The following is a 26267-nucleotide window of genomic DNA, read 5'->3' as shown; positions in this document are numbered from 1 at the left end:
TTTTCATACTGAAACAGAAAAACCTATTTTTTTTACTATAAAAGTATCAATCGTTTTATATTTTTCCCTTTTGTCTCCTGATATAGTGGAATTACAGAAAGGGAGGGATGATATGAAAGCTGTTGCTGTGAATAAAAGAAAAGGCTGGTTTCGGAAGGAGATACCGTTCCACCTCATGCTTCTGCCTGCGGTGATAATTACCTTTATTTTTAAATACATACCCTTTGTGGGAATCACCATGGCTTTTGAGGATTACACCCCGCTGAAAAGACTGTTTGATCAGAAATGGGTAGGGCTGGATAATTACAAATATCTCTTTTCCCTGCCGGGCTTCGGAAGCGTCATCTGGAATACTATATTCATTGCGGTCATGAAGCTGGTGGGAAACCTGATTTTCCCGGTGCTGGTGGCTCTGCTGCTGAATGAAATCCGGGCCAGACATTTTAAAAAGACCGTACAGACCGTACTTTATCTGCCGCATTTCATATCCTGGGCGGCGCTGGCCGGGATTTTCATAGACATTCTTTCTCCGTCGGGCGGCATTGTGAACCAGCTTCTGTCGGCGGTAGGGCTGAAGCCGGTATTCTTTCTCGGAAATTCCGCGGTGTTCCCCTATACCATGGCGGTAACGGATATCTGGAAAGAGCTGGGATGGGGAACCATTGTGTATCTGGCGGCCATAACGGGAATTGATCCCACCTATTATGAGGCGGCGAGAATGGACGGGGCAGGACGGTTCAAGCAGGTTTTGTATGTGACCATACCCAGTATCCTTCCCATGATTCTGCTCATGATGGTGCTCAGCGTGGGAAATGTACTGCAGGCGGGATTTGAGCAGGTCTTCAACCTGTACAGCCCTCAGGTATATTCCACAGGAGATATCATTGATACCTATGTATACCGTATTGGTGTAATTGAAGCAAAATTTGATCTGGCTACCGCCGTGGGGCTTTTCAAGTCCGGCATATCCTTTGTGCTGATTATTATGGGATATAAACTGGCGGATAAGCTGGCCGGCTACAAAGTATTTTAGCATACGGAAAGGAATGAGGAATGAAAATAAAAGAATCACCATCCAGAAAGGTTTTCATGTTTTTTAACTACTTCCTTTTGGGATTTCTGAGCCTTACCTGTCTGCTGCCGCTTATCAATCTGTTTGCCATTTCCTTCAGCGCAAGATCCATGGTGGATGCCAATGCGGTAACATTCTGGCCCAAAGGCTTCAATACGGCGGCATATGAATACATACTTTCCAATAAACAGTATTTCCAGTCCTTTGGGATTACCATAGCAAGAGTGGTGCTGGGCTGGATCATAAACCTGGTATTGATTATCCTTGTGGCTTATCCCCTGTCCAAGGATGATCCCAGAATCTTCCGGTGCAGAAAATACTATACCTGGTTTTTCCTGGTAACAATGGTATTTAACGGAGGGCTCATCCCCACATACCTCGTGGTGAGCAAAATGCATATGATCAATTCCTTTATGGCATTGATTCTGCCGGAGGCCCTGCCGATGTTCTGCGTGCTCATCATGATGAATTTTTTCAGAGGACTTCCGAAAGCTATTGAGGAAGCAGCTCTGGTGGATGGGGCGAACTGGTTTGTGACCATGTGGAAAATTTACCTGCCGCTGTCCAAACCGTCCCTGGCAACGGTTTCCCTGTTTGTGATTGTAAATCACTGGAATGCCTGGTTTGACGGCCTGATTTATATGAATCTGCCGGAAAAATATCCGTTGATGACCTATTTGCAGTCTGTGGTTCTGAAGTTTGATGTTACCAAGATTACCTCGGAGCAGCTGATGCTCAATCCCCATCTGATGGAAGTGACAGGAAGGGGGATCAAGGGGGCTTTGATTTTATTATGCACGGTTCCGATTCTTCTGGTGTATCCGTTCCTGCAGAAGTACTTTGTAGCAGGTGTGGTTATGGGAAGTGTAAAGGAATAGATTAAGGAGGGTTTTTTATGAAAATCAAAAAAATGACGGCGCTGCTTATGTCGGCAGCAATGACAGTATCCCTGGCGGCCTGCGGAGGAAGCGGGCAGAGTACGGGAGCCGCTTCCGGAACGGAGGGCGCCGGAAGCACGGAAGGGAGCGCTCAGGCTGATGACGGCGGGAATGTGGAACTGACCTACATGCACAAGCTTAACGGTACGGAAAAATACGTGGGAAGCGATGATATCAACAATAATGTGTATACAAGGTGCTATCAGGATGAGCTGGGCATTACCCTGAAATATACCATTGCTGCAGCCGGGGACGATTATACCCAGAAGCTGACCATGGCAATCGCATCCAACGATCTTCCGGATCTGATGGATCTGCCTCCGGAGGAATTCTCCGAGCTGGCAAATGCGGGAATGCTGGCAGATATTACAGAAGCTTATGATACTTATGCATCCGATCTTCTTAAGGAGACCATTGAAGTGGACGGCGGAGTCCAGCTGGCGTCCGCCAAGGTGGACGGAAAGCTTTACGGACTTCCCCAGCTGTCCGCAGCGGACGGTACCTGTGACCTTTTATGGATCCGCACCGACTGGCTGGATAACCTGGGACTTAAGGCGCCCACCACGATGGATGAGCTTCTTGAAGTGGCAAGGGCATTCCGTTATGACGATCCGGACGGAAACGGTCAGGATGATACCTGGGGAATCGGCTTCCAGAAGGATATCGTGAAGGAGGATGGCGCAAGCCCCGGAAGCTACGAAGGCTTCTTTGCAGCCTACGGCGCATATGCCAAAGCCTGGGTAAAGGATGAAAACGGTCAGATATCCTATTCCGGCATCAACCCGGGAATGAAGGACGCGCTGGCACAGCTGAATCAGATGTATGAAGACGGTTTGATTGATCCGGAATTCGGAGTTAAGGATACCGTAAAGCTGGGAGAAGACATTGCAGCAGGCAAAGTGGGTATGTTCTATGGCCTGGAAGGAATGCCCTGGGGCGCATGTAAGAGCAATATTGAAAATGACCCGGAAGCGGACTGGCAGTGCTATCCCATCGTATCCGCTACAGCGGAGCCTGCAAAGCCCATTACCTATGTGAGGATCTCCCGTTACTATGCGGCAAACGCCAAATGTGAACATCCTGAAGCCTTGGTGAAAATAGCGAACGTATTCCAGGATAAAATCAATTCCCTGGATGCAACAGAAGAAACACTGAATACCTTTGGCGTGGATCCTTCCACAGGAATCAACTTTGCGGAATATGCGGCATTCGCCATGGATCCGGCCATTCAAAAATGTAATACCTATTATAAGGAAATCAAGGAAACCCTGAATGGGGAAAGCAAGGTAGAGGATATTCATCCGGAAGCAGCCAGATACTATAATGTCATCAAAAACTTCCTGGATAACGGAAGCGATAAGGGTGCGGATTCCCTGGGCTGGAATTATTATAAATTCATCGGGCCGGAAGGCAGCTGGAACACCATTATCAATGATTACAAAGCGAATGATAAGCTGGTACAGTCCGTATTCTTCGGAGCCCCTACTCCTACTATGAGTACGAACCTTTCCTCCATGGACAAAATGCAGGCGGAAACCTATGTCAATATCATAATGGGAACACAGGAACCGGATACCTTTTATGATTTTGTAAAAAGCTGGAAGGAGTTGGGCGGTGATCAAATCACCACAGAAGTAAACGACTGGTATAATACCACATTCGGAGAACTTAAGTAAGAGTAACATTTCAGACAGGTCTGAAATGTTACAAGGAGGGGCGGATGGTGCATGTAAGGCATATCCGCCCGCAGTAAGTAGGAATAAATCAAAGTATAGCAAAAGGATGTTACATCCGGGAAGGTCTGCAAGATGAAAGGAAATTACAATATTTTTTATACACCGGAAAAGCAGTATCCGGGAATGCCCCATGGGGAGATGTGCGGTGACTTTATGCCCTTCTTCTGGAAAGGAACCTATTATCTGTTTTATTTATATAAATATTGTGTTTATGCCGTGGAGACAAGAGATTTTGTGAGCTTCGGGGAGCCGTATCTGGTTCTGCAGAATGGGTCTCCCGATGATCAGGACTGGCATATCGGCACCGGAAGCGTGTTTGAACACGACGGCCTGTTTACCTTCCATTATACCGGCTTCTGTGAAGGGAATAATGGTGTGGAAGGAAAAAATGTACAGGTGGTTTTACGGGCGACAAGCAGAGATCTGAAGCATTGGGAAAAGGATAAGGAATTTTTCTTCAGACCCGATACCGAATATTACGGAAACCTTCACTGGAGGGATCCTCATGTGATTTGGAACGAAGAGCTGGGGAAATTCTGTATGCTGATTACGGCAACCGAGAAGGAAGGGGCATATCTTCGGACTGGCTGCACCGCTGTTTACGTATCGGAGGATGTAAGAAACTGGGAGCATTACAAGACGCTCTATGCGCCCCGGACCTTTATTACTCATGAGTGCCATGACTGTTTCCGTATGGGGGATAAATGGTATCTGACCTTTTCCAATTATTCCCGCTGGTGGGAGACCAGATATCGTGTCGCTGACAGCTTTGACGGTCCCTGGCGGGTGCCGGCTGAAGACGATATGTTTGACGGAAGGGAATTCTATGCGGCAAAATCCGTAACGGACGGGAAGAAACGCTATATGATTGGCTGGGAATCCATACGGGAAGACTGCCGTGACAACGGACGGCATCTCTGGGGAGGCAATCTGCTGGTGCATGAACTTGTACAGAGAGAGGACGGAAGCCTGGGAGTCCGCCTGCCGGAAACGATAGAGGATTCCTTCCGGAAAGAGCTTCCTGTGACTCTTTCACCCAGACAGGGAAGCTTTGCGGAGGATAAGGAAGGGCTCACCGGCAGTGTCCCTGACGGATTCGGCTGGGCTGGATTAGGAATGCTGAAGGAAACCTGTCTCCTTCAGACGACTCTTTCCTGGAGCGAAGGCACAGAAGCAGTGGGACTGATGATACATACGGATGATGAACTGAGGAAGTGGTGCCAGCTCCGCCTGGAAGTACGTCATGGGAAAATCCTGATGGATCGGTATAACCGTGTGGATGGCGACCAGTATTATCTGGATGAGAGGCCTGTGGTATTCCGGGATAACAAAGCGGAAGTAAAACTGATCGTCAGCGGAAATATTATGCTGGTATATGTGGATGATGTTGCGCTTGCCTGCAGATGCTATGAGATCGGGATCGGTGAGGTAGGAATTTTTGTGGAGTACGGAAACGTGCGGTGTACACAGACGCGGCTGCTGGAGCAATAAGAGAAAGGGAATCCTCAGAGTTACGTTTTCCATTCAGCCTGCCCTCTGCCGTCAAATCATCCCAATCAGGTCAAGTGCAGTAAACACCGCCATCAGCGCCGGCTGATGCAGCATATAAACAGGAAGAGTATTTCTGCCGATAAGCTCAAGCGGCCTGCATAATGACCGGCGCAGGAGAGAAGGAAAGGAGCTGTCTGCGCATTCCAGCAGCTTCCAGAAATAATATCCGGTAAGAAACAGAAAAAGCCAGGGGATCACGGAAAAATAATCAGTGGAATAGAATCCGTCATACGGAAATCCCAAAACCATCATCAGCTTTCCCTGATAAAGAAAACGGGGAAGCGCCGCCAGGCGCAGCCCTTCAAAGCCAAGATAACCGGACGGGACCTCTCTGGTCAGCAGAAACAACAGAAAGCTTACCGGTATGCCTGCATAAGCCGGAATACGGCGGAGCAAAGGCTGCAGGAAAGCGGTTATGAGGGTGGCAAACCCGAAAAAGTTCAGGACACCCATAATTACGATGGATTCCGGCATGACAAGCACAGTAACAAGAGTGATAATCAGGCCGCAGCCCGTGAGTATAAGACCTCTCTTCACAGGATGGCGGCCCAGTGAAAAGCACATGCCGGACAAAAAGATAAATGTCCAGCAGATGCTCTGCTGCCACAGATACCCCGGTTCCCCATGGAACCAGGGTATTTTTATGGAAAAAAGATAAACCAGATCATAAGTCCCATGATAGGCAATCATACTGATGAGGGTAAGCCCCCTCACCAGATCCAGAACCGAATAACGGGAACGGGCATTCATAGAAAATCACTCCTGTCTGCTGCTTTTTTGCTCTAAACCGCGTCTGCGGCGCCTTTCCAGTACAATAATAAGAAGGAAACCTGCCAGGCAAAGAGAACTGATAACAATGCCGAGGGCCAACCCGGTGGGATAATAATGCATTTCAATGGTATGCTCGCCCGGTTCCAGAGAAAGGCTGATGAAAGTATCGTCAAACAGGCCTGCCTGGACTTTTTCTCCATCCACCAGGATCTTCCAGCCAGGTTCGTAGGGGACACTGAGAATCAGTTCCCCCGGACGGCTCACATCAATATGGCCTTTTATATGGGTGGAATCAAAGGAATCCACAGTCATAGATTCCTGGCTCAGTATGTCAATCGCGCCGGCCATGACTGTTTCATTCAGGCGGTAGGCGGATACATTCAAAGAAGTGCTGTCTTCAGAATGCAGGGAAATCACATCTCCCTCGTCATGCCAGCCCAAATCACAGATATAACGGTATTTCAGCTTGGTAAAGGATTTGGAGAGGGCTTCGGATTCCATTTTCAGAGTATCCACTTTACTGTCGTTTACATAAGCATAATAGTGTCCGCTCTGTTGTGCGGTAATGACCGTGGCCGCCCCGTCCTGCTCAGTGCCCACGCTGGAGAACAGCGCCTCATCAAGACCCAGTGCCCGGACCATCAGGTTCTGGGTTTCCACCGGATTGCTGCCCTCGCGGTCCAGTACCTTTTCCAGGACATCAGTCTGCGTGTCCTCAATGTTTCCGAGAAATTCATCCAGTGCCCCTGCGTTTTCCGTTTCGGTACCGGTCTGTTCCTGAGAACTTCCTTCGCCGACTTCCCCGGAAGCCATCTGGGAATCCCCGGAGGAAATATTGAAGCCGGGATGATTATTTACCATAAAACCGAGAGGCAGGGTATACTTGCATTCATACAGGTAAATATCTCCCTGGCTGTCAATCAGGGTGTACAGATTGGGATCCTCCTGGGAGGATTTGGAAAACATGTATCGCACCGAAAGAAGGGAAGAGGTAAAAGGGGTAGCCCCGTCAAAACAGTAAAATACCTTGCTGTGGCTCATTCCCAGCTTTTCATAAAATTCCTCCACATGGCCGTTTGCCGTGGAAGAGAACAGGGAAGCGGTGGGATAGCCGATCATAGTCCCGTCATTTTTAGTCACCCGGCTGAATTTCTCAAACCGGTAAAAATCCGGATCCTCTTCACGGATACGCTCCACCAGGATACGGTAATTATCATGGTTTTCCAGATATTTGCTGCGGCTGGTGACGGAAACACTGGTCTGGTACATGTTTACGGCGGATTCCGCGGTCACGGCAAGGAGAGTCAGGATGGCAAGAAGCTTCAGGCTGAAGCTTCTTTTTTTATAATAATACAGGAAAACACCATAGAGACATAAAAAGGCGGCAGTAAGGATAAAGGTTTCCACGGGAAAGGCCTCTTCATTGTCGATGATTTTTTCACAAAGAAGGACAAAGCCCATGGAAATACAGAAGCTGACGCCCAGCGCCTTATAGGAACATTCCCGGATGCGCATAACCGCCTCACAGCAGAGGGTGAGCAGCAGGAAAATGTACATAAAGGACTGCCTGCAGGGCAGGGAATCCGGATAATTCATGCCGTGCCATATGAAATTCAGCATGTTGGTGGAAAAACTCACCAGTATGAAGGCCAGCAGGCCGATACGCAGCGCCTTATCCCGCAGGGAAATCTTACTGTTGGAAAGATACAGAGGAACCAGAAGGAAAATGGCGACTCCGCAGTAAATATTGGGCCAGTGATCCAGCCCGGTCTCCACGGCCACATCCATACAATGCCGTGCCAGCATATCAATGGTGGAAAAATAAAAGGTCAGCTTGGAGGGGAAATTGATATCACTGAATTTTGTCAGATGCAGCGCTGAATATTCGGGAATGAGCAGAATGGCGGCCATTCCCCCCGCCAGCGCGGAAAATAAAGCAAAACGCAGTACAGCCTTCCCCATATGACGGAAGGTATGGCAGTTTGTCAGCACCAGTACCAGGAAATAGAGAACCAGGAAGATGCAGACCATAATGGAAATATAATAATTCGAAAGAATACACAGCCCTAAGCTGATGCAGTAAAGCTTGTATTTTCCTTCGGTCACCAGCTTTTCCAGACCCAGGGCGATCAGCGGGAAGAGGAAGATGCAGTCAAGCCACATCACGTTCCAGTTGTAGGCAGCCAGATAACCTGACATGGCATAGAAAACGGCAAAAGGGACGACAGCCGCGCTTCTTGTTTTGAAATGCCTTGTGAGATACCAGGCGAAGGTAAAGCCGCAGAAGCCTATTTTCAGGATCACCAGATAAGACATAAATTCGATCAGATACTTGGCTGGGAAGAGTACGACGAGCCAGTTAAAGGGGCTGGCCATATAATAGGCATACAGGGCCAGAAAATTGGATCCCACACCCACATTCCAGGAATAGGTCATACTGTCCCCGCTGTGCAGCTTGCTCAGCATTTCAGAAAGAAAAGGAACATACTGATGATACATATCGGAATGCATAAAGCTTTCGTCACCGAAAGGGAAAATACCGTTAATGATGAAAATGGTGAGCATGATCAGGAACGGTATGGCGAAGGAAAGCAGGCATACCCAATTGCTGCGGATGCGGGACCGGAAAGAAGGCGAACCGTCCGCAGCCTGTGAACCCTTTTTCCGGACCGTCAGGCCCGCTTTCATGTTTTGCGCAAATTTCATTTGTCGTTATACCTCCGGGGTATTAATTATCGGAAGAATCAAAGAGCTGATAATACTGATAACCTTTATATTGTAACAGCAGGCTTTCCTGCTCCTCCGCATTGGTGAAGGTGCCGTCCTTTAAATCCACATGGTTTGCGGATATGACGGGAACCTCCTGTGAAAAGGCGGTGAGGTAGCTGAAGTAGGCGGGCAGGGGAAGCCCAGCGGCCTGCAGGGTTTTGCTGCCCAAATAGTTGGCGCTTGTCTCCACGTTCTGCGCGCCTTCTATTTCATAGTTTGCCCAGATAATAAAGGGAACCTTATAGCGGCGTGACACCTCTTCCTCAGTCAGTGTGGAATTCCGTTTGCCGTTAAGCTTCCAGACCGGTTCCACGACGGAATTGGTGGGCTGGTGATCGCCGAAAAAGACGATAATGGTTTCCTCATCCTGTCCTTCAAAGTAGGTGATAAGCTCCTGAAGCGCTTCATCGGAGAGCTTCATCAGGGACAAGTAATTATTAAGGGCGGCGGAATCCGTTCCCTCTACCTTGATATCCGGATGGAAATTGTCAAAACTTTCCGTATAGGAAGAATGATTCTGCATGGTGACATTAAACAGGAAAAGGGGCTGGCCTTCCTCTTTCTGCTCAAAGCTTTCTATGATTTTGTCAAAATCCGATTTGTCGCTGACATAATCCCTTACCAGGACGGGATTTTTATAATCCGGAAGAAAATGGGTTTCCTGGAATCCGAATAAGGGATATACCTTATCCCTGTCCCAGCCGGTGGCCTTATAGGGATGCATGGCTTCGGTCTTATAACCCAGCGAGGCGAGGTAAGAGGCCATGGAAGGGGTTTCTCCGGTAATATACTGCTGATAAGGTATGCTTCCCGTAGGAAGAAAAGCCATGGTATTGCCGGTCAGATATTCAAATTCCGTGTTCGCGGTATTCCCGCCGAGCACCGAAACATTCAGCCAGCCGGATATGGTATTGTCGGCTCCGTCCATCAGACTGTGCATGAAGGGCATATAGTCCTCATTTGTCTGGAAATCGGCAAGGACGGCAGGATCCGAAAACGCTTCGTTCATGATTACGATAATATTGGGAGTTTTTTCCGGCGTTTCTTCCGGCGCGGAATAAGCCTCCAGCTCTTCCCGTACCGTACCCGCATTATAGCCCGCAGGCTTGTCTACGGAAATATAACGCAGTTCCATGACGAAAGCCAGGGCGGTGCCGTTCTTGAAGCTGATGGTGGTAGGCGTAAAAAGCTTGTCGTACAGACGAAGCTTCTGCTGTACGATTTCATCGGAATGGAACATGGCGCCGAAGGCAACCAGCATACCGCAGATGACAGCCGCGGTGGGTACACGGAACTTCCAGGTCCCTTTTTTCAGGGAATAACGGCAGAAAAACTCCAGCGCCAGCAGGATCAGAAAGCCGAGAATGACAAGTACGGCCTGTTTATCCAGCGTATATTCGTAGTTATCCGCCACGCTGGCCGCCGTGCGGATGGAAAAAAGATCCCAGGGCTGAATGGGTACCGAACGGAAATTCAGCACGAAATAATTCACCAGCCCGTAAAGGAAGAAAAATAAGGTTTCCGTCATCAGCGCCACGTGCAGCTTTCCGATGGCGGCGAACAGCAGCAGGGCGATGAGCTCAAACATGATGATATTCAGAACCTGCGGAGTAGCCTTCATTGTTTTCCAGGGATTATGAGTGAACCACTCCAGAAGATAAAAAGTGACAATCGGATAGAGAAGCATCAGAATAAAATTCAGCTTACTGTCCTTTATTTTTTTAAGAAATTTCATGTCGCACCTCGTAGTCCTTTTCTTAGGACGCAAATTGATATATAATAAAAATCGCTTTTCCCCCATATTCTTGTTACATTCTAGTCAGACCGGTGAAAACTGTCAAGAGAAGCGGGGAATTATTTATAAAATGGAAAGAATTTCACATAAAAACGAAAATAAAGTGACGGAATGAAAAGGAGGATACCACCGTGAGGATTGGAAAAGATATGATAAAGCAGGCAGAGGCTCAGTTCCTTATGGATTGTGCCCTTCCGCCGGAAAGTGCGGGGACACGTCAGGGATATCTGATTGGGAAAAAGCCCGGGATGCCGGAACAGGATTTTATGACGGATGTTTCTTATGGATACCTGGTCAGGGAATGCATGGAAAAGGCGGCGGCAGGGCTGGATTATGGGATCGCTTCCAGAGCCAGGGTTTATCAGGGGATGGACTTGTTTTTCCGTGCCGTTTTATTTTGCGGGAAGGGCTATCTTCTGGCGGATGATGCCATCTACGATTGGTGCTGCCGGGAATATCAGGAAGGCGGGGTCGCGCCGGAGTGGTTCTGTCAGTTTTCCAACCTCCGCAGGCTGGATCGGCAGCTGGCCCGTTTTGGCCGCCGTATTGCGGATACCCATATTTATTTCCTGCCGGGAGGAAAAGAGGAGGCTGTGCTGCCGCCATCCTTTGAAATCCGATGGTATGAAAAGGACGAGCTTGCGGACTGGAAGGAAGGGGCGGCCTTCCGCCATGCCATATGCGGCGCGGAGCTGATGCCGGATATGATTGCGGCGGCAGCGGTGCTGGACGGGAAAACCGTGGCGGTGGCCGGAGCCAGTGAGGACAGCCCTCTTATGTGGCAGATCGGGATTGATGTCCTCCCCGCTTTTGAGGGAAAAGGGCTGGCGGCGGGGCTGGTCACTCTTCTGAAGCGGGAGATTCTGCGGAGGGGGAAGATCCCTTTTTACGGAACCAGCGAATCCCATGGGGTTTCCAGGAATGTGGCTGTCCGTTCAGGCTTTCTTCCCGCCTGGGCGGAGATCTATGTACAGAAGAAAAGGAAGAATTAAGAAAATCTTTCTGTGACAGCAGGTACAAGTGTGATAGAATAAAAGAGATATCGCCGGACAGCCGCCAGGATTACAGCATTCCTGCGGCAGTAAGCTCCGGAGAGACAAAAAGGCAGGAGAATATCTGAATGAAAAATAACAAACTGGTCAGGGAGCTGGTGCCGATCATTGCACTGCTTCTTTTTATCATTGTAATCCTGATTCTGTGTGTGGTGAGCGCCAGAGGGAAAAGAGCGTCCGAAGAAACGGAAACAGCATCGGAAACTGTGGCGGAGAGCACGGTTCCTAAACAGGAAGAAACCGGGGAACAGGCAGGCAGTGAAGAAAATGACGGAACTGTGCCCGATAAGGAGCCTGTGGAGGTTCAGGAAACCATAGAACTGGAGGCGGAAGAGCCTGCCGAAACGCCGTCGGCAGCCGGACAGGGGACGGTATCCGGCTCAGGGATTCCTCCCGCAGCCCAGGTGAGTGGCAATACCGGTGTTACGGTGGTGAAGAAAACAAATTCCCAGATGCTTGCGGAAATGATGGATTACTGGTCCGGGAATAATGTGGAGGCCGTGGAGGATTTAAGTGGTCTGGCGCATTACAGGGCTATGTCCGCTTCTCTGAAAAGCTCCGCATACTTCTATTACTATGGAGACAGGAATGAAGAGGGCCGTCCGGAGGGGACAGGCATTGCTGTTTACGGGGAGGATCAATATTACTACGGAGAATGGAAGGACGGTTTCCGCAGCGGACAGGGCATGTGGATTAAAATGTACTACGGAGACGGAAAAGCCGCGGATGTCGATCCGGCTTTTGTCAGCCACAGCTATGAAGGCGCCTGGCTGAATAACCTTCCTAACGGAGAAGGGCATGAGCGCTATGATCTGGATGTGGGAAAGGCAGAACCCGGAAGCCGTTATTTTCAGAATATAATAGGAAACTTCAAGGATGGCCTGTATGACGGCGATATGTATATCAATACCCTGAATACGGAAAAAAATGTGCAGGAGTGGAAGGGAAAAGCGAAGAACGGCGTTTTTGAGACCTTTGAAGGAAGGGATCTGGAAGGGCGGGTGCCCATCTGCCAGGATGTGCAGAACCCGGACAGTCACATGTGGATCCAGCCCCTGGAAAATAAAGATCAGGGGATTGAAGAAGTAAGAGATCAAATAAAGAAATAAGGGGGAACAGCGTATGGCAAGGTACCAATGTGGAATCTGCGGTTACATCTTTGATGAGGACGCGGAAGAGAAGGAGTTTTCTGATCTGGAGAAATGTCCGGTCTGCGGAGGCAGCATGGATAAATTCCGTCTGGTGGAGGAAAGCGGAGGACAGGAAGCCGTTCCGGAACCGGCGAGGCCGGAGACAGCCGCGCCGGAGGCGGAAGAGAGTCAGGATTTATCTTATCCAACGGAATACAGGCGGATGGATGGCTCTGTCCGCTACATGGATCAAATCCATGAAATGGCGGTGACCGGACAGCCTATTATAGAAGCGATGGGGACGCGGATGAGCATGCCAGGGTGGGATGATATCCTTCTCCTGGGGGCCCAGCTGAATCCGCTTCCGCTGGATGAGCATGCTTTTGTGGATACCACAACGGTGATTGGGCCGAATGCCAAAAAGCCGCTGGTGCTGAGCAATCCGGTGTACATATCCCATATGTCCTTCGGCGCTTTGTCCAAGGAGGCCAAGGTGTCTCTGGCAAAGGGAAGCGCGCTTGCCCATACGGCCATGTGCAGCGGTGAGGGTGGAATCCTGCCGGAGGAAAGAGAGGCGGCGGAAAAATATATTTTCGAATATGTGCCCAATCTGTACAGCGTCACTTCGGAAAACCTGCGCAGGGCTGACGCTGTGGAAATTAAAATCGGCCAGGGCACCAAACCCGGGATGGGCGGCCATCTGCCGGGAGGCAAGGTGACACCGGAAATTGCGGCGCTGCGGAACAAGCCCTTAGGTGAGGATGTGATCAGTCCTTCCCGGTTTCCGGGGATTGCAACGAAAGAGGATTTGAAGGCTCTGGTGGATAAGCTGAGGGCGGAATCCGACGGGCGGCCTATTGGTATCAAGATTGCGGCCGGACGATTGGAACGGGATTTGGAATATTGTGTATTTGCAGGGCCGGATTTTATAACCATTGACGGAAGAGGGGGAGCCACGGGAGCGAGTCCCAGGCTTGTGAGAGATTCCACCAGTGTCCCTACCGTATTCGCCCTGTACCGGGCAAGGAAATACCTGGACAGCGTGAAATCGGATATTTCCCTGGTGATTACCGGCGGGCTGCGGGTATCCTCCGATTTTGCAAAGGCGCTGGCTATGGGCGCGGATGCCGTTGCCGTGGCTTCCGGTGCGCTGATGGCGGCGGCCTGCCAGCAGTACCGTATCTGCGGTACCGGCAAATGTCCGATAGGGATGGCGACTCAGGATGAAACGCTCAGGGCGAGGCTGAAGGTGGATGCGGCGGCGGCCCGCGTTGCCAACTACCTGAATTGTTCCCTTGCGGAGCTGAAGACCTTTGCCAGGATAACCGGCCATCAAAGACTGCATGATTTGAATACAGGGGATTTGTGCACCATCAGCCGTGAAATCTCGGAATTCACCAATATCCCTCACGCATAACGGCACATTTGGTTATTGTGCTTATAGAATATGGAAAGAACAGCGGATTGTTTTACGAGTAAAAATTACTTGCAACCGACTGTTCTTTCTATTATACTTAAACAGTTAGCTAGTTAAGAGATAGAAAGTGGTGTTATTATGAATGAAGAACAAAAGAACAGTGTAACAGGAGAAGAACGGGCTGCGGTCCGGGAAGGCGGAAGCGGAGAACGGGTAATGACCAATAAGATGGGAACCATGCCTATGAATAAGCTGCTTTTATCCATGGCGCTTCCCATGATGATTTCCATGCTGGTACAGGCCCTTTATAATATCGTGGACAGCGTATTCGTTTCCATGATCAACGAAAATGCGCTGACCGCAGTTTCCCTTGCCTTTCCCATCCAGTCCCTTATGATTGCCCTGAGCACGGGAACCGGCGTAGGTATCAATGCGGTGCTCTCCAGGAGCTTGGGAGAAAAGAATCAGGAGAATGTAAATAAGGCTGCGGAAAACGGAGTATTTCTTGCAATTGTATCTTACATACTCTTTCTGATTATCGGCCTGCTTATTGCAAAGCCTTTTTATTTAAGTCAGACAAAGAATGAAGAAATCGTTTCCTACGGGGTGACCTATCTGACCATTGTATGTATCTGTTCCATAGGTATGTTTACACAGATGACCTTTGAAAAGCTGCTGCAGTCCACCGGACGCACCATGTACACCATGGTTACGCAGTCCATCGGGGCTGTTATCAATATTATTTTTGACCCTATTCTGATTTTCGGTTTATTCGGGTTCCCTGAGCTGGGAGTGGCCGGCGCGGCGGCGGCCACCGTTTTCGGCCAGGCTGTGGCAGGAACCCTTGCCATCCTGTTTAATGTAAAGGTGAATAAAGATATCCAGTTGGATTTCCGGAAATTCAGGCCGGATAAGATGATGATCGGGAAGATTTATGCCGTTGGCGTACCTTCTATTATCATGCAGGCAATAGGCTCGGTAATGACCTATGGCATGAACCTAATCCTCATTCAGTTCACATCCACCGCAACGGCGGTTTTCGGTGTGTATTTCAAGGTACAGAGCTTTATTTTCATGCCGGTATTCGGGCTGAATAACGGTATGGTGCCTATTGTGGCCTATAATTACGGGGCGGGCAGCAAAAAGAGGGTGAAGCATGTAACCCGCCTGAGTATTACTTATGCGGTATCCATTATGCTGATTGGGCTTTTGGTATTCCAGATCTTCCCGGACAAGCTGCTGGCCATGTTCAATGCTTCGGAAAACATGCTGGCCATCGGCATTCCGGCGCTGCGCATTATAAGCATAAGCTTTATGTTTGCCGGATTCTGTATCGTTATGGGAAGTGTGTTCCAGGCTCTGGGAAACGGTGTTTACAGTCTTGTTGTTTCCGTGGCAAGACAGCTTATCGTGCTGCTTCCCGCCGCATATCTGCTTTCCCTTACCGGAAATGTGAACAACGTATGGTGGGCCTTCCCCATAGCGGAGCTCATGTCCTTAAGCATGACGCTTTTCTTCTATGGAAGGATTAACAGGAAAATTATCAGTAAAATAGGAGAGCCGGTGCTGATGCCGGAAGAATAAATCATGAACAGCGAAAAGAAGATAACCGTCAGAGAAGGCGGCTGGGATGATTTTTGGATTCTGCGCGACGGAATCGGGGAGGAACAGCATATCCATGCCATGAACCGCCCTGATATTTTTGCGGATCTGGAAGAAAGCCCTTTCGGGCCGGAAGATTTCCGCCTGATTATGGAGGATGAAAACAGCTTCTTCCTGGTGGCGGAGGTGGACGGCAAAGCGGCGGGCATGTGCAATGTGAAGCTGAAAAAGGCTCCGGTACATCCTGTAGTGCTGCCGCGCAGATATGCTTATATTGACGATATCTGCATCCTGCCGGATTTCCGCCATATGGGAGTGGGAAAGGCGCTGTATGATGCTCTTGCGGAGAGGATCAGGCCTATGGGAATCCGGAAGGTGGAGCTTAAGGTTTGGGCATTCAATGAATCTGCCATGGGCTTTTATGAGGCCCTGGGCATGAAGCCTCAGAATATCATTATGGAAGGCCATATATAGAAGAAAGCAGGTGCGCGGACGCACCTGCTTTCTGTATGTATCGGGCTTAATCTTCAATGGCAGCTTTTCTGCTGTTGATTTCCTTGAAGAGATTAACATCTATCTTAGCTGTCCTGTCATAGTAATAGATACCGTTCTGCTCCTGCTCCACATCGGTGAGCTGGGTATAACAGAAACCGAACATCCTCGGATTATCCAGAAGGGCATCCGTAAGCCCCTTATATCTGGCCACATATTCTTCTTCGGTCTTAGGGCCGTTACCATATCCCCAGGCCTTGTCATCCGTGCTGTTCGGAGCCCATTTGATTCCGCCGTATTCACTGACAAACATGGCCTGGCCCTCCCGATAGGTCTGCTTATCGGCAAAACGGTCATAGAAGACGCCTGTTCCATCCTTAAAGGGCTGATAGGTGGCGGCGAATTTTTCAGGATCCTGTTCGTAATCATGTACGTCAAAAATATCCGTAACCACATGGAAATTGCCGCTGGTATCAATACAGGGCCGTGTGGTGTCATACTGCTTGGTGATCTTCCAGGTGAGGGCAAGCAGACCGTCCACCTGCTTTCTTCCTTCATAATCCCAGGTTTCATTAAACGGGCACCAGCCTACGATGGAGGGATGGTTGAAATCCCTTTCAATAGCCTGGATCCACTCGGGAATAAAGGCCTCATAGCCGGAATAGGAGGAGTGGTCAAAGCCCCAGTTGGCCATTTCACCCCAGGCCAGATAGCCCAGCCGGTCACAATGATAAAGGAAACGGGGCTCAAATACCTTCTGGTGAAGCCTTGCGCCGTTGAAGCCAGCCGCCATGGAAAGGCGGATGTCATTTTCCAGCGCTTCATCGGAAGGGGCGGTGTAGATGCCATCGGGATAGAAGCCCTGATCCAGGATAAGACGCTGGAAAACAGATTTTCCGTTGATGAGAAAACGATAGCCGTCAAGCTTTACTTCACGAAGTCCGAAATAGCTGCTTACCTTATCCTCACAGAAGGTAAGACGGAGATCATAAAGACGGCCTGCGCCGGCTTCCCAAAGATGAATCTCACTTAAGGGGATGGTGACGGTTACATTCCCGGAAATCGTTTCCGCCATGGCGCTTCCGCATTCGGTCCCTTCATAAAAAGCAGATGCGCAGAAGGTGCCTTCCCCTTCCACCACAGCTTTGATGGTAACGGAACCATCAGCGGTATTGGGATAGTACTGTACGCTGCGGATATGGGACTGGGGAGTGAATTCCAGCCATACGGTCTGCCAGATGCCTGTGGTACGGGTATAGGAACAAGCGTAGGAATAATACCGGTCGCTCTGCTTGCCGATGGGCTGCATGGGACTTCTGGTATCGTCGCGGGCATAAACCACAAGATGGTTTTCCCCTTCCTTCAGAAGCGAAGAAATTTCCAGTGCGAAGGAAACATAACCGCCTTTATGGCTTCCGGCTTCCGTTCCGTTGACAAAGACCATACACTCATAATCAACCGCGCCGAAATGCAGATAAACCTTTCCCTTCAGCTGTTCGGAAGTAATATTTATAGTACGGTGATACCACACTGCCGGAATAAAATCGGTATAGCCGATGCCGCTCAGCTTGCTTTCCGGACAGAAGGGAACCAGGATTTTGTCCGGGAATTCCGTACTCTTTCCGAAGCCCCTCTCCAGGCCGCTGCAGTTAAAATCAAATGCAAAGTCCCATGTCCCGTTCAGGTTTGTCCAGTCCTCTCTCACAAATTGCGGGAACGGATGCTCCGCTCTGGGCATTGTTTCCATAAAAACCTCCATTCTGCCGGATAACCGGCGGTACGATCCAAGACAATACCGGCCGTTATGCCTGTTTTGCCTGCATTTCTTGTTTTTCTTGTAGTATACCGCTATAATATACCTTGATAAATGGATTATACGCGCAAAAAAGTGAGGAAAACAAGCGTCATGGAGCATATTATTACATTCCTTCCCGGACAGCTGCCGGGAGAAGAGGTTTTCGGGATAGAAATGACAGGAATTACCTATCCGGACAGCCATTATCATATCGTCAGGGAAAATTCCCTCATTTACTGCCTGGAATATGTTATGGAAGGAACGGGAGTGGTGCAGATCGGAGAGGAGATTTACCATCCCGAAAAAGGCGATGTATATCTCCTGGCATCAGGGAAATATCAGGACTATCGGGCGGACCCGAGACACCCGTGGCAGAAAATCTGGATGAATGTGAGGGGGACGCTCTGTGACACCCTTGTGGACGGTTACGGGCTGCGGGACGTGGTATTGTTTAAAAACTGCAGTATTTACCCTCTTTTCAGAGAATTTGTCCAGCTTTGTGAAAAGAAGGAGGGGAGCAAAACAGAACTGGCCAAACGCACGTCCCTGCTGTTTCATGAAATCCTGCTGAATCTTGCGGCACATGAAGCTGCAGGGGGCAGCCAGGAAAAACCGCTGCCGGAAACCGCCGTACATATCAGAAAATATGTGGACGAGCATATTTATGAAAAGCTGACAATACGGCAGCTTTCGGAAGCAGCCAGTCTCTCCCCCTCGCAGCTCACCCGCGTTTTCCGTCGGGCCTACGGGCAGACGCCTTATGAATATATCCTGTCCCGCAAAGTCGACACCGCCTGCCTCCTTCTCAGGAATACCGGCCTTACCGTCAAGGAAATCGCTTACCGCCTGCAGTTTTCCGATGAACATTATTTTTCCAATCTCTTCCGTCAGCGGACAGGCAGCCCGCCGGGAAAATATAAAGAAGGACGATAGTGTCCCCTGAAAGGAACCTTGCAGGGCGGCGGCACACAGGCGGACGGCAGGAGACACGGCGGCATGCGCCCGGAATTTTTATATGCACCCCTTTGACAGTCAAAGGCTTGTTTTTCCCTGTTTGGAATGGTAAGATGAGAATAAACTATCGATTCAGGGAAGAATAATGGTAGAATAAATCTGACGGAGCAGGGAATGAAGGAAGGTAAAATTTCAAACAGGAAACAAACCATGGTTATGGCTGCGGGAGGAACCGTGGTGGTACTGCTGATTCTGTCTTTGCTGGTCTGGATGGTATATGTGGACAGGAAAGAAACCAACAGGACTATTCTGGAGATCAGTGATATTTATCTGGCGGAAATGGCGGATCAGATGGCAGGTCATTTTGATACGACCATGGCGGGCCAGTTTACCCGTGTCGGCAGTGTGATGACCAATATTACACCCGGCGATCTGGAGTCTCAGGAAACCCTGAGCCATTTTATAGAAGAAAAGCGGCAGAAAAACAACTTTGTTTTTCTCGCAATGCTGGATGATAAAGGTAATTTTTATTCGGCGGACGGCTGCTTTCCCGCGGAGGGGCTTATCGGAAGCGCCCGGGCTCTTCTGGACGGAGAAGAAAATTGTATAGAGTCCAATAAGGAGCTGCTGGGGCGGCAGATAATCCTGATAACGGCAAGAATGAAGCCAGTCCAGTTCGGAGAGAACAATATGATTGCGGCAGTAGTGGGAATGGAACCCTCTTTTTTAAGCCAGAGGCTGTCTTTGTACAGGGAAGGCGCCAATGCCTACGGCAATATCATAGACAAAGAGGGCAACTATATCCTGGTATATGAAGGGAACAAAGAGGACAGCGGCGAAAATGTTTTTGATTTCCTGGAAAGCAATGCCGTATTTGACAACGGATATACATCAAACCTGCTGAGCAGGGAAATCAGTGAAGGAAAGACAGGAGTAACGGCGTATACGCTTGACGGTGTACACAAGTATCTTTATTACATTCCGCTGTCTCTGAATGGCTGGTATATGTGTGTGAGCATGCCCTATGGAAAGCTGGATGAAAGAATCAGCGGACTGAGCGATGTTATGGCCCGGATGGCCATAATAGTAATTCTGATGATAACTGCGGTTCTTTTGAGCATGTTTACCGGATATGCCGTGGTTATCCGGCAGAAGAACAGGCTTCTTACCCGGGAGAAGGCTTCAACGGAACAGGCGCTGAGCCTGGCGGAGGAGGCCAGCCTTGCCAAGAGTGAGTTCCTTTCCCGGATGTCCCATGAAATCCGTACGCCATTAAACGGTATTATCGGCATGAACCATATAGCCATGCATAGTCTGGACAATCCGGAAAAAGTGCAGGACTGTCTCAGAAAGGTGGAAATATCTTCCGAACAGCTGCTTGTCCTTTTAAATGATGTGCTGGATATGACAAAAGTGGAGAGCGGTAAAATTGAACTCTGCGTGGAGAAAATGGATTTCAGCCTGATGCTGGATCAGCTTACGGCGATTGCAGGCTCCCAGGCAGCAGAAAAGAATATTGATTTCCGTATGGATATCAGTCTGGACAGAGACTTGTCTCTCATGGGAGATTCCCTCCGTGTCAGCCAGATCATAAATAATCTTCTTTCCAATGCATTTAAGTTTACGCCGCCGGGAGGACGGGTAGAGCTTCGGGTACGGGAAACGGAAGTCCGGGAGAATATGCACTGGATGCAGTTTTCCGTGAAGGATTCCGGGTGCGGAATAAGAAAAGAAAACCTGGAAAAGATATTCCGTCCCTTTGAACAGGAAGGGAGCAAAACGGCGAAAATCTATGGTGGAACAGGCCTTGGACTGGCAATCAGCAGACGTCTTGCCGAGCTGATGGGCGGCAGGATCACAGTGGAAAGCCGGCCCGGGGAAGGCAGCCTGTTTACGGTGGAAATCCCTTTCCGGGAAGCGGAGGCGTCAGAGGCTGTCCTTCAGGGCGCACAGCATAATACGGAGGGAATGGAAAAGATTCCGGAAGAAAAGCTGTCGGAAAGAAATACCCGGGAGCAGGATAACGGGGGAAAGAAATCAGACATCACAGCCGGAGCGGAAAGCAAGACATTTAAGGGAAAACGAATCCTTATTGTGGAGGATAATGAACTGAATCAGGAAATTGCCTCCGAATTTATCCGTATGACGGGGGCCGAAGCGGAAATTGCCGGAAACGGAAAAGAAGCTGTTTCTAAATTTGCCGCATCGGAAGAAGGATATTATGATTTGATTCTTATGGATATCCTCATGCCGGAAATGGGAGGCTACGAAGCATCGGGCATCATTCGATCCATGAAGCGTAAGGATGCGGGAACAGTGCCTATTTTTGCAATGACTGCAAACGCCTTTGCAGAGGATGTGGAAAAGAGCAGGAAGGCGGGAATGAACGCACATATCAGCAAACCGGTTTCCGCTGCCAGTCTGTATGAGGAGATGGACAAGGTTTTTGATGAGGATCAACGGCAGGGAAATTCATAACAAAAACGGACTGACTTATTTGATAAAATCTATGTCTTGAAAATGTAAAATATAGGTAAAAAGTAGAATACCCTGCTAGGAATGAGCGGGGTATTTGTGTTAAGATATGCTTGCCGAGAAAATTGTGCAGGAAACGGCACCTGCACAAGGAAATCGTCCAAAACCTGACACCAGGCAGGGCGTGGTCGCCCGGGCGTCCCCCAACTCCCGGGGCGGGCTGAACTAAATGGGATCCGGGTATTTTACCGTCTGGTAATTACCCGGATCCTTTTTTTGTCTCCTCCGGTATCGGATATTATCAGTCCCGGGGTTTAATTGTTTCCATGACAGACATTTGACTAATCTGCCTGACAGGACGCAGCATGGACAAGACGGCGGAGCCAAGGCATAACAGAAGAATCAGCAGCAGAGGAGCGAAGGGGATCTGCCAGCCGGTTTCCCATTTTTCCGCAATCAGATACCGGAACATCATTTTATTCAGAGGGAGTCCCAAAAGACAGCCGGCTATGCAGCCTGACAGGGCATAGCTCATAGCTTGTGCTGCTATCATTCTGCGCAGCTGTTTGGAACTCATACCCATGGAGCGCATAATGCCATATTGTTTCATATGGGCTGAAACACTGGCGTTCATGCTGTTGATGATCTGGAATATAGTTATTAAAGCTATGATGATTAAAAATCCATAGATAAAGACTGCGCCGATGTAAAAAGAACTCTGTGCTTCCGCGTTGGACAGACGTTTATCGGAAATGCTGCAGCCCGGAGGAAGCAGGCCGCGTATGGAAGAGATAGCGTTGTCGTCAGCATTTTTTTCAAGCTGTATGTCAATTGAAGTATAATCTGCGTAACCGGAAATATCGGCAGAAGTCTGTTCCGTGCATACCGGTTCCCCATTATCGACGTATACATTTTTGACTCCGGGGATATTTTGTATCCTCTCAGCCAGAGAACGGTCAAGTACGGCGCCTCCCATAATGATGGATACATCGGGCGCGTCAGGTTTTAATGCGGGCATGCTTTCATTCAAAAAAACGACCATAACATGAAAAGAGAGAAACAGCATGATACTGATTGCATAAGAGCAGGTCATGAGAAATAAATTTTTTCTGTCGGCCGTTGCATGAAAAATCCCCATGCCGATGTCAATAGGAAAAATTTTGGTGTTTGCCGCCTTTTTCGTACGGAGTTGAAGTGTGCTGCCGCTTACAGCTGTCACAGGAGAAACTTCCGATGCTTTTTTCGCAGGAGACAGCGATGCCAGCAGAACGATTAAAAAGCCCACTGAGGCACCGGCTGTCAGGCCGATCGCACTGAAACGAAATAAGGGGATTTCGGAAAAACGCTGTACGCTTACTGATTTAAGCAGCAGACACGCGCACCATGTGATGATTTGCCCGGCCAGCAAGCCGATCGGGACCCCTTTTATGCTATGCCGCAGTCCCTGCAGTACGACGAAATGTCTGACCTGTTTTTCGGATGCGCCTATACAGCGGAGCAGGCCATAAAACTGAATACGTTCCCGGACATTAGTACGGAAGCTTGCAGAAATCATAACAGTTCCTGCGAGCAGAATCAGAAAGACAAGTATACCTGCGACAAGATACAGCGACTGCATGAGGCTGTTTTTGCTCTGACCGGTCAGTCCCAATAATGCTGTGTTTTCGGATATCTGATGATCTGACAGTCCATAATTTTCTTTGATTTCCGTAATTGCATGCTGCACATTGGCGCCGGATTTGAACTGGATACGGTAGGTGGTGCCTTCTGCTGCGTTTTCATCTGCAATTGACCGGAATCCCTCTTCACTTAAAACCATGCCATAAACATCTGCTTTTTGAAGACTTCCGGTATCTTCAAGAATTCCTGTAATTTTGTATTTCTGTTCCATGCCGTCCGGTATGGTTACAAGGACAGTACTGCCTATAGACAGACCACACTGTTCCATAGCGGAATTGTTAAGCAAAGCTTCGTTAGGCAGAACCGGATAAGCTCCCTCAGCCAGCTTCATTTCTGTTAGTCCTGAACAGGTTTTCTCATCGGCACCTGCAAAGCTGACCGTTTTCCCCATTAACGAACCGCTGCATCCCTGGTATACCCAGCCGGACAGGGCTACGTCGGGCCTCATGGCTATCATGGCAATTAGCTGTTGGTCAATATCGGTTAAGCTGATATGATATTTTCCATTTGTCCTGATAAAATAATTTTCCTGGGCACGCCGTCCCATGTCAGCCATGCTGAAAATCGCAGTAACAAGACATACGGCAAGAACAATACACAGAACAGATATCCGCTCATTTTTTCTGTGTATTTTTCCATACCGGGAGACGAGGCTTAAATAGCTTTTCATGATTGGGCTGTGATCCTGGTTTTCCTTATTTTTTACATTAGACGTATTCATAATAATAACCTGCCTTTCCGATTAAAGAATAGCCCTTTTTTCTTACGGGCAGGTGAAATGCAGCTTACTTTTTTGTAAGCTTGCTAAAAAAAGTTTATCAGGGGAATTAAAAAAAAGTTATTATGTCAGAATAATATTTTAATATAAAAAAGCCCCGTATTTACAGGAAAACATGTAAATACAGGACTTTTAAGCAATGCGGTTAACAGGACTTGAACCTGCACGGTCTCCCACCAGAACCTAAATCTGGCGCGTCTGCCAATTCCGCCATAACCGCAAAACACAGCATCTGATATGCTGTCACGGTGTATATTATACCGTGAGAATTTCAGGCTTGTCAAGGGTGAGGTATGAAAAATACCCTGAATCAGCTGTATATGCTTTGGGTGCGTAGGTGGAGCCTGCGGGAAAAGAAAATGTTCTTCGCTTATATGTTCCATTAACTGTATTTCAGGATAACAGCCTCCACGACATCCGCCGCGTCTTCACATTTATCACAGCATTTCTCCATACAGTTATAAATGGTAGTCCAGGAAAGCACCTCAAGAGTGTCCGGCGTATTTGTATAAAGCCGGTGCATGGCCTCCGTGTACAGACGGTCCCCATTTTCTTCCAGATGGTTGATTTCAATGATCATGTCTTTAATAACCTTCGATTTACGGAAGTTTTCAAATTCCTGCATCAGCTTTTTCAGGGCATGGCAGCAGTCATTGATGATGGCGGCAAAGGTTAAGGAATCCTCCCGCAGGGAGATGATTCCGAACATATACAGCTGCAGGAGGACATCCTCCAGGCTGTCGGTCACATCATCCAGGGCATTGGAAAGCTCCAGGATATCCTCCCGGTCAATAGGAGTGATAAATTCCTTCATGAGCTTTTCCATGAGTTCATGCTTGGCAATGTCAGCCGTATGTTCAATATGATGCATTTCCTCAATCCGGACAGCCAGCCGGGAAGGATCGAAATCCGTAAAATCCTCCTTCAGCATATCCGCTGCCGTACAGGAATAGCTGACAGCTTCTGCAAACATTTTAAAATAATTATTTTCATTTTTTCTTGCCATGACGGTATCCTTTCTTTAAGTTGTGATCCATGAAATGGTTTTTCCGGACGGTGGTAAGAGACGCGCTGCAGCAGAGTGTTGCTCAGAAGATAAACAAAAACAATTTTGCACACAGGAAGCCGATAATTCCGCAGCCGGGAAAGGTCAAAACCCAGGTCAGGACCATTTCCTTCACCACGCCCCAGTTGACGGCGGAAAGCCTTCGTGCGGCGCCCACGCCCATAATGGCTGTGGTTTTGGTATGAGTGGTGGAGACCGGAAGCCCGGTGAGGGAAGAAAAGAGAAGACATGCGGCGCCTGCCATATCCGCGGCAAAACCCTGGTATTTTTCCAGTTTTACCATATCCATGCCTACTGCTTTTATAATGCGGTAGCCTCCGATAGAAGTCCCCAGCGCCATTACCAGACTGCAGAGAATCATAAGCCACAGCGGGATTTGGAAGGAGGTTACATTGTCCTGTCCGCCTGCAAGAAAAATTCCCAGCATGAATACACCCATAAATTTCTGTCCGTCCTGCGCTCCATGCATAAAGGCCATAGCCGCACCTCCGGCGATCTGTGCGCCTCCAAAAAAACGGGTTGTCCGACGCCGATCCATATTCCGACAGGATAATTCCACACCTTTGGCAGACAGCCATCCCAAAAGAAAGCCCAGCAGAGTTGACAGGATCAGTCCGTAGATAACCTTGATCCATTCGGAAAGCTGGATTCCGGCCAGACTGTTGTGCATGGCGATAGCCGCTCCCGAAAGTCCTGCGATCAGGGCATGGCTTTCACTGGTTGGAATCCCGAACCACCAGGCCGCGGTAGCCCAGGCCACAATTGCCACAAGGGCGGCACACAGAGCGATTAGCGCCTGGTCGGTATTCCCTCCAAAATCCACCATATTATAAATCGTGGAAGCTACGCCGGCATTTATCATGGTCATGACAAAGACTCCCAGAAAATTAAAAACGGCGGCCATAATTATGGCTTTTTCAGGACGGATGGCTCTGGTGGAAACACAGGTTGCGATGGCGTTGGGAGCATCTGTCCAGCCGTTGACCAGGATAACACCGAGAGTCAGAAGAACAGTGACGGCAAGAGCGGGATTAGACACGAGCTGTGAAAGAAAAGCAGAGAAGCTTATAGTCATTTCTTTACCCTTTCTTAACATGTATTAAACATATAATTTACATGGCTCATTATATATAGAAGGAAAAGAAAAAACCATGGCGGAACGGTCTTTTTTACATACTTTTTACATAGGTTAAA

Annotated in this window: 18 protein-coding genes and 1 tRNA gene; 11 read left to right on the top strand and 8 right to left on the bottom strand. The window is 48.9% G+C overall.

Annotation, left to right across the window (positions count from 1 at the left end; all coding sequences use genetic code 11):
* Positions 1-112: 112 nt before the first annotated feature.
* From BLA28_RS00190 to BLA28_RS00175, 4 genes are all read left to right on the top strand, one after another.
* Positions 113-1033: an ABC transporter permease gene (locus tag BLA28_RS00190; RefSeq protein ID WP_069155549.1), complete on the top strand. Its 921-nt coding sequence runs from the start codon at positions 113-115 to the stop codon at positions 1031-1033.
* A 20-nt stretch (positions 1034-1053) separates the two neighbouring features.
* Positions 1054-1950: a carbohydrate ABC transporter permease gene (locus BLA28_RS00185; protein WP_069155548.1), complete on the top strand. Its 897-nt coding sequence runs from the start codon at positions 1054-1056 to the stop codon at positions 1948-1950.
* 17 nt (positions 1951-1967) lie between these two features.
* Positions 1968-3686, top strand: a complete 1719-nt coding sequence (locus BLA28_RS00180; RefSeq protein WP_069155547.1) for an extracellular solute-binding protein — start codon at positions 1968-1970, stop codon at positions 3684-3686.
* Between the two features lie 132 nt (positions 3687-3818).
* The gene (locus BLA28_RS00175) at positions 3819-5237 is read left to right on the top strand and encodes a glycoside hydrolase family protein (protein WP_069155546.1); all 1419 of its coding nucleotides are present in this window, start codon (positions 3819-3821) and stop codon (positions 5235-5237) included.
* A 51-nt stretch (positions 5238-5288) separates the two neighbouring features.
* On the opposite strand, the gene BLA28_RS00170 is transcribed toward BLA28_RS00175, so the two are convergent.
* The 3 genes from BLA28_RS00170 to BLA28_RS00160 are packed head-to-tail and all read right to left on the bottom strand — an operon-like array spanning position 5289 to position 10572.
* Positions 5289-6047, bottom strand: coding sequence for a heparan-alpha-glucosaminide N-acetyltransferase (locus BLA28_RS00170; protein WP_069152280.1), 759 nt, complete (start codon positions 6045-6047; stop codon positions 5289-5291).
* 6 nt (positions 6048-6053) lie between these two features.
* The gene (locus BLA28_RS00165) at positions 6054-8774 is read right to left on the bottom strand and encodes a YfhO family protein (RefSeq protein WP_069155545.1); all 2721 of its coding nucleotides are present in this window, start codon (positions 8772-8774) and stop codon (positions 6054-6056) included.
* 22 nt (positions 8775-8796) lie between these two features.
* Positions 8797-10572, bottom strand: coding sequence for an LTA synthase family protein (locus BLA28_RS00160; RefSeq protein ID WP_069155544.1), 1776 nt, complete (start codon positions 10570-10572; stop codon positions 8797-8799).
* 191 nt (positions 10573-10763) lie between these two features.
* On the opposite strand from BLA28_RS00160, the gene BLA28_RS00155 reads away from it, so the two are divergent.
* The 5 genes from BLA28_RS00155 (at position 10764) to BLA28_RS00135 (ending at position 16307) form a co-directional block, all read left to right on the top strand.
* Positions 10764-11624 carry a GNAT family N-acetyltransferase gene (locus BLA28_RS00155; RefSeq protein WP_069155543.1) on the top strand — a complete coding sequence of 287 codons (861 nt, stop codon included), beginning with the start codon at positions 10764-10766 and terminating at the stop codon, positions 11622-11624.
* 128 nt (positions 11625-11752) lie between these two features.
* Entirely contained in the window at positions 11753-12793 is a 1041-nt protein-coding gene (locus tag BLA28_RS00150) for an MORN repeat-containing protein (RefSeq protein WP_069155542.1), read from the top strand.
* A gap of 13 nt (positions 12794-12806) precedes the next feature.
* A complete protein-coding gene (locus tag BLA28_RS00145; protein ID WP_069155541.1) occupies positions 12807-14231 on the top strand; it encodes a glutamate synthase-related protein in 1425 nt (474 codons plus the stop codon).
* A gap of 216 nt (positions 14232-14447) precedes the next feature.
* On the top strand, positions 14448-15815 hold the full coding sequence (locus tag BLA28_RS00140; protein ID WP_069156534.1) for an MATE family efflux transporter: 1368 nt from the start codon (positions 14448-14450) through the stop codon (positions 15813-15815).
* A 3-nt stretch (positions 15816-15818) separates the two neighbouring features.
* Positions 15819-16307, top strand: a complete 489-nt coding sequence (locus BLA28_RS00135; protein WP_050018445.1) for a GNAT family N-acetyltransferase — start codon at positions 15819-15821, stop codon at positions 16305-16307.
* A gap of 46 nt (positions 16308-16353) precedes the next feature.
* Here the strand turns inward: BLA28_RS00135 and BLA28_RS00130 are convergent, their stop codons facing one another.
* On the bottom strand, positions 16354-18072 hold the full coding sequence (locus tag BLA28_RS00130) for a glycoside hydrolase family 2 protein (protein ID WP_069156533.1): 1719 nt from the start codon (positions 18070-18072) through the stop codon (positions 16354-16356).
* Between the two features lie 159 nt (positions 18073-18231).
* Here BLA28_RS00130 and BLA28_RS00125 point away from each other — a divergent pair, with 159 nt between their 5' ends.
* Both BLA28_RS00125 and BLA28_RS00120 read left to right on the top strand, forming a co-directional pair.
* Positions 18232-19053, top strand: a complete 822-nt coding sequence (locus tag BLA28_RS00125) for a helix-turn-helix transcriptional regulator (RefSeq protein WP_009255847.1) — start codon at positions 18232-18234, stop codon at positions 19051-19053.
* Positions 19054-19248: 195 nt separating this feature from the next.
* Positions 19249-21552 carry an ATP-binding protein gene (locus BLA28_RS00120; protein ID WP_069155540.1) on the top strand — a complete coding sequence of 768 codons (2304 nt, stop codon included), beginning with the start codon at positions 19249-19251 and terminating at the stop codon, positions 21550-21552.
* A 298-nt stretch (positions 21553-21850) separates the two neighbouring features.
* Here BLA28_RS00120 and BLA28_RS00115 read toward each other — a convergent pair whose 3' ends face one another.
* The 4 genes from BLA28_RS00115 to BLA28_RS00100 all read right to left on the bottom strand — a co-directional run bounded on the left by BLA28_RS00115 (position 21851) and on the right by BLA28_RS00100 (position 26148).
* Complete coding sequence (locus tag BLA28_RS00115) at positions 21851-23950, bottom strand: ABC transporter permease (RefSeq protein ID WP_242880538.1); 2100 nt, start codon at positions 23948-23950, stop codon at positions 21851-21853.
* A gap of 197 nt (positions 23951-24147) precedes the next feature.
* Positions 24148-24227, bottom strand: a tRNA-Leu gene (locus tag BLA28_RS00110).
* A 162-nt stretch (positions 24228-24389) separates the two neighbouring features.
* On the bottom strand, positions 24390-25013 hold the full coding sequence (locus BLA28_RS00105) for a DUF47 domain-containing protein (RefSeq protein ID WP_069155539.1): 624 nt from the start codon (positions 25011-25013) through the stop codon (positions 24390-24392).
* Positions 25014-25095: 82 nt separating this feature from the next.
* Positions 25096-26148, bottom strand: coding sequence for an inorganic phosphate transporter (locus BLA28_RS00100; RefSeq protein WP_009255841.1), 1053 nt, complete (start codon positions 26146-26148; stop codon positions 25096-25098).
* Positions 26149-26267: the final 119 nt, after the last annotated feature.

Origin of the sequence: Eisenbergiella tayi (genome assembly GCF_001881565.1) — a bacterium.
GTDB classification, from domain to species: domain Bacteria; phylum Bacillota; class Clostridia; order Lachnospirales; family Lachnospiraceae; genus Eisenbergiella; species Eisenbergiella tayi.
The sequence above is the reverse complement of the archived record's forward strand: the minus strand, read 5'-3'. Positions and strand labels throughout refer to the sequence as shown.

Coding starts and splice junctions, on each gene's coding strand:
- BLA28_RS00190 (WP_069155549.1), top strand. CDS start 113: ATGAAAGCTGTTGCTGTGAATAAAAGAAAAGGCTGGTTTCGGAAGGAG.
- BLA28_RS00185 (WP_069155548.1), top strand. CDS start 1,054: ATGAAAATAAAAGAATCACCATCCAGAAAGGTTTTCATGTTTTTTAAC.
- BLA28_RS00180 (WP_069155547.1), top strand. CDS start 1,968: ATGAAAATCAAAAAAATGACGGCGCTGCTTATGTCGGCAGCAATGACA.
- BLA28_RS00175 (WP_069155546.1), top strand. CDS start 3,819: ATGAAAGGAAATTACAATATTTTTTATACACCGGAAAAGCAGTATCCG.
- BLA28_RS00170 (WP_069152280.1), bottom strand. CDS start 6,047: ATGAATGCCCGTTCCCGTTATTCGGTTCTGGATCTGGTGAGGGGGCTT.
- BLA28_RS00165 (WP_069155545.1), bottom strand. CDS start 8,774: ATGAAATTTGCGCAAAACATGAAAGCGGGCCTGACGGTCCGGAAAAAG.
- BLA28_RS00160 (WP_069155544.1), bottom strand. CDS start 10,572: ATGAAATTTCTTAAAAAAATAAAGGACAGTAAGCTGAATTTTATTCTG.
- BLA28_RS00150 (WP_069155542.1), top strand. CDS start 11,753: ATGAAAAATAACAAACTGGTCAGGGAGCTGGTGCCGATCATTGCACTG.
- BLA28_RS00145 (WP_069155541.1), top strand. CDS start 12,807: ATGGCAAGGTACCAATGTGGAATCTGCGGTTACATCTTTGATGAGGAC.
- BLA28_RS00140 (WP_069156534.1), top strand. CDS start 14,448: ATGACCAATAAGATGGGAACCATGCCTATGAATAAGCTGCTTTTATCC.
- BLA28_RS00135 (WP_050018445.1), top strand. CDS start 15,819: ATGAACAGCGAAAAGAAGATAACCGTCAGAGAAGGCGGCTGGGATGAT.
- BLA28_RS00130 (WP_069156533.1), bottom strand. CDS start 18,072: ATGGAAACAATGCCCAGAGCGGAGCATCCGTTCCCGCAATTTGTGAGA.
- BLA28_RS00125 (WP_009255847.1), top strand. CDS start 18,232: ATGGAGCATATTATTACATTCCTTCCCGGACAGCTGCCGGGAGAAGAG.
- BLA28_RS00120 (WP_069155540.1), top strand. CDS start 19,249: ATGAAGGAAGGTAAAATTTCAAACAGGAAACAAACCATGGTTATGGCT.
- BLA28_RS00115 (WP_242880538.1), bottom strand. CDS start 23,950: ATGAATACGTCTAATGTAAAAAATAAGGAAAACCAGGATCACAGCCCA.
- BLA28_RS00105 (WP_069155539.1), bottom strand. CDS start 25,013: ATGGCAAGAAAAAATGAAAATAATTATTTTAAAATGTTTGCAGAAGCT.
- BLA28_RS00100 (WP_009255841.1), bottom strand. CDS start 26,148: ATGACTATAAGCTTCTCTGCTTTTCTTTCACAGCTCGTGTCTAATCCC.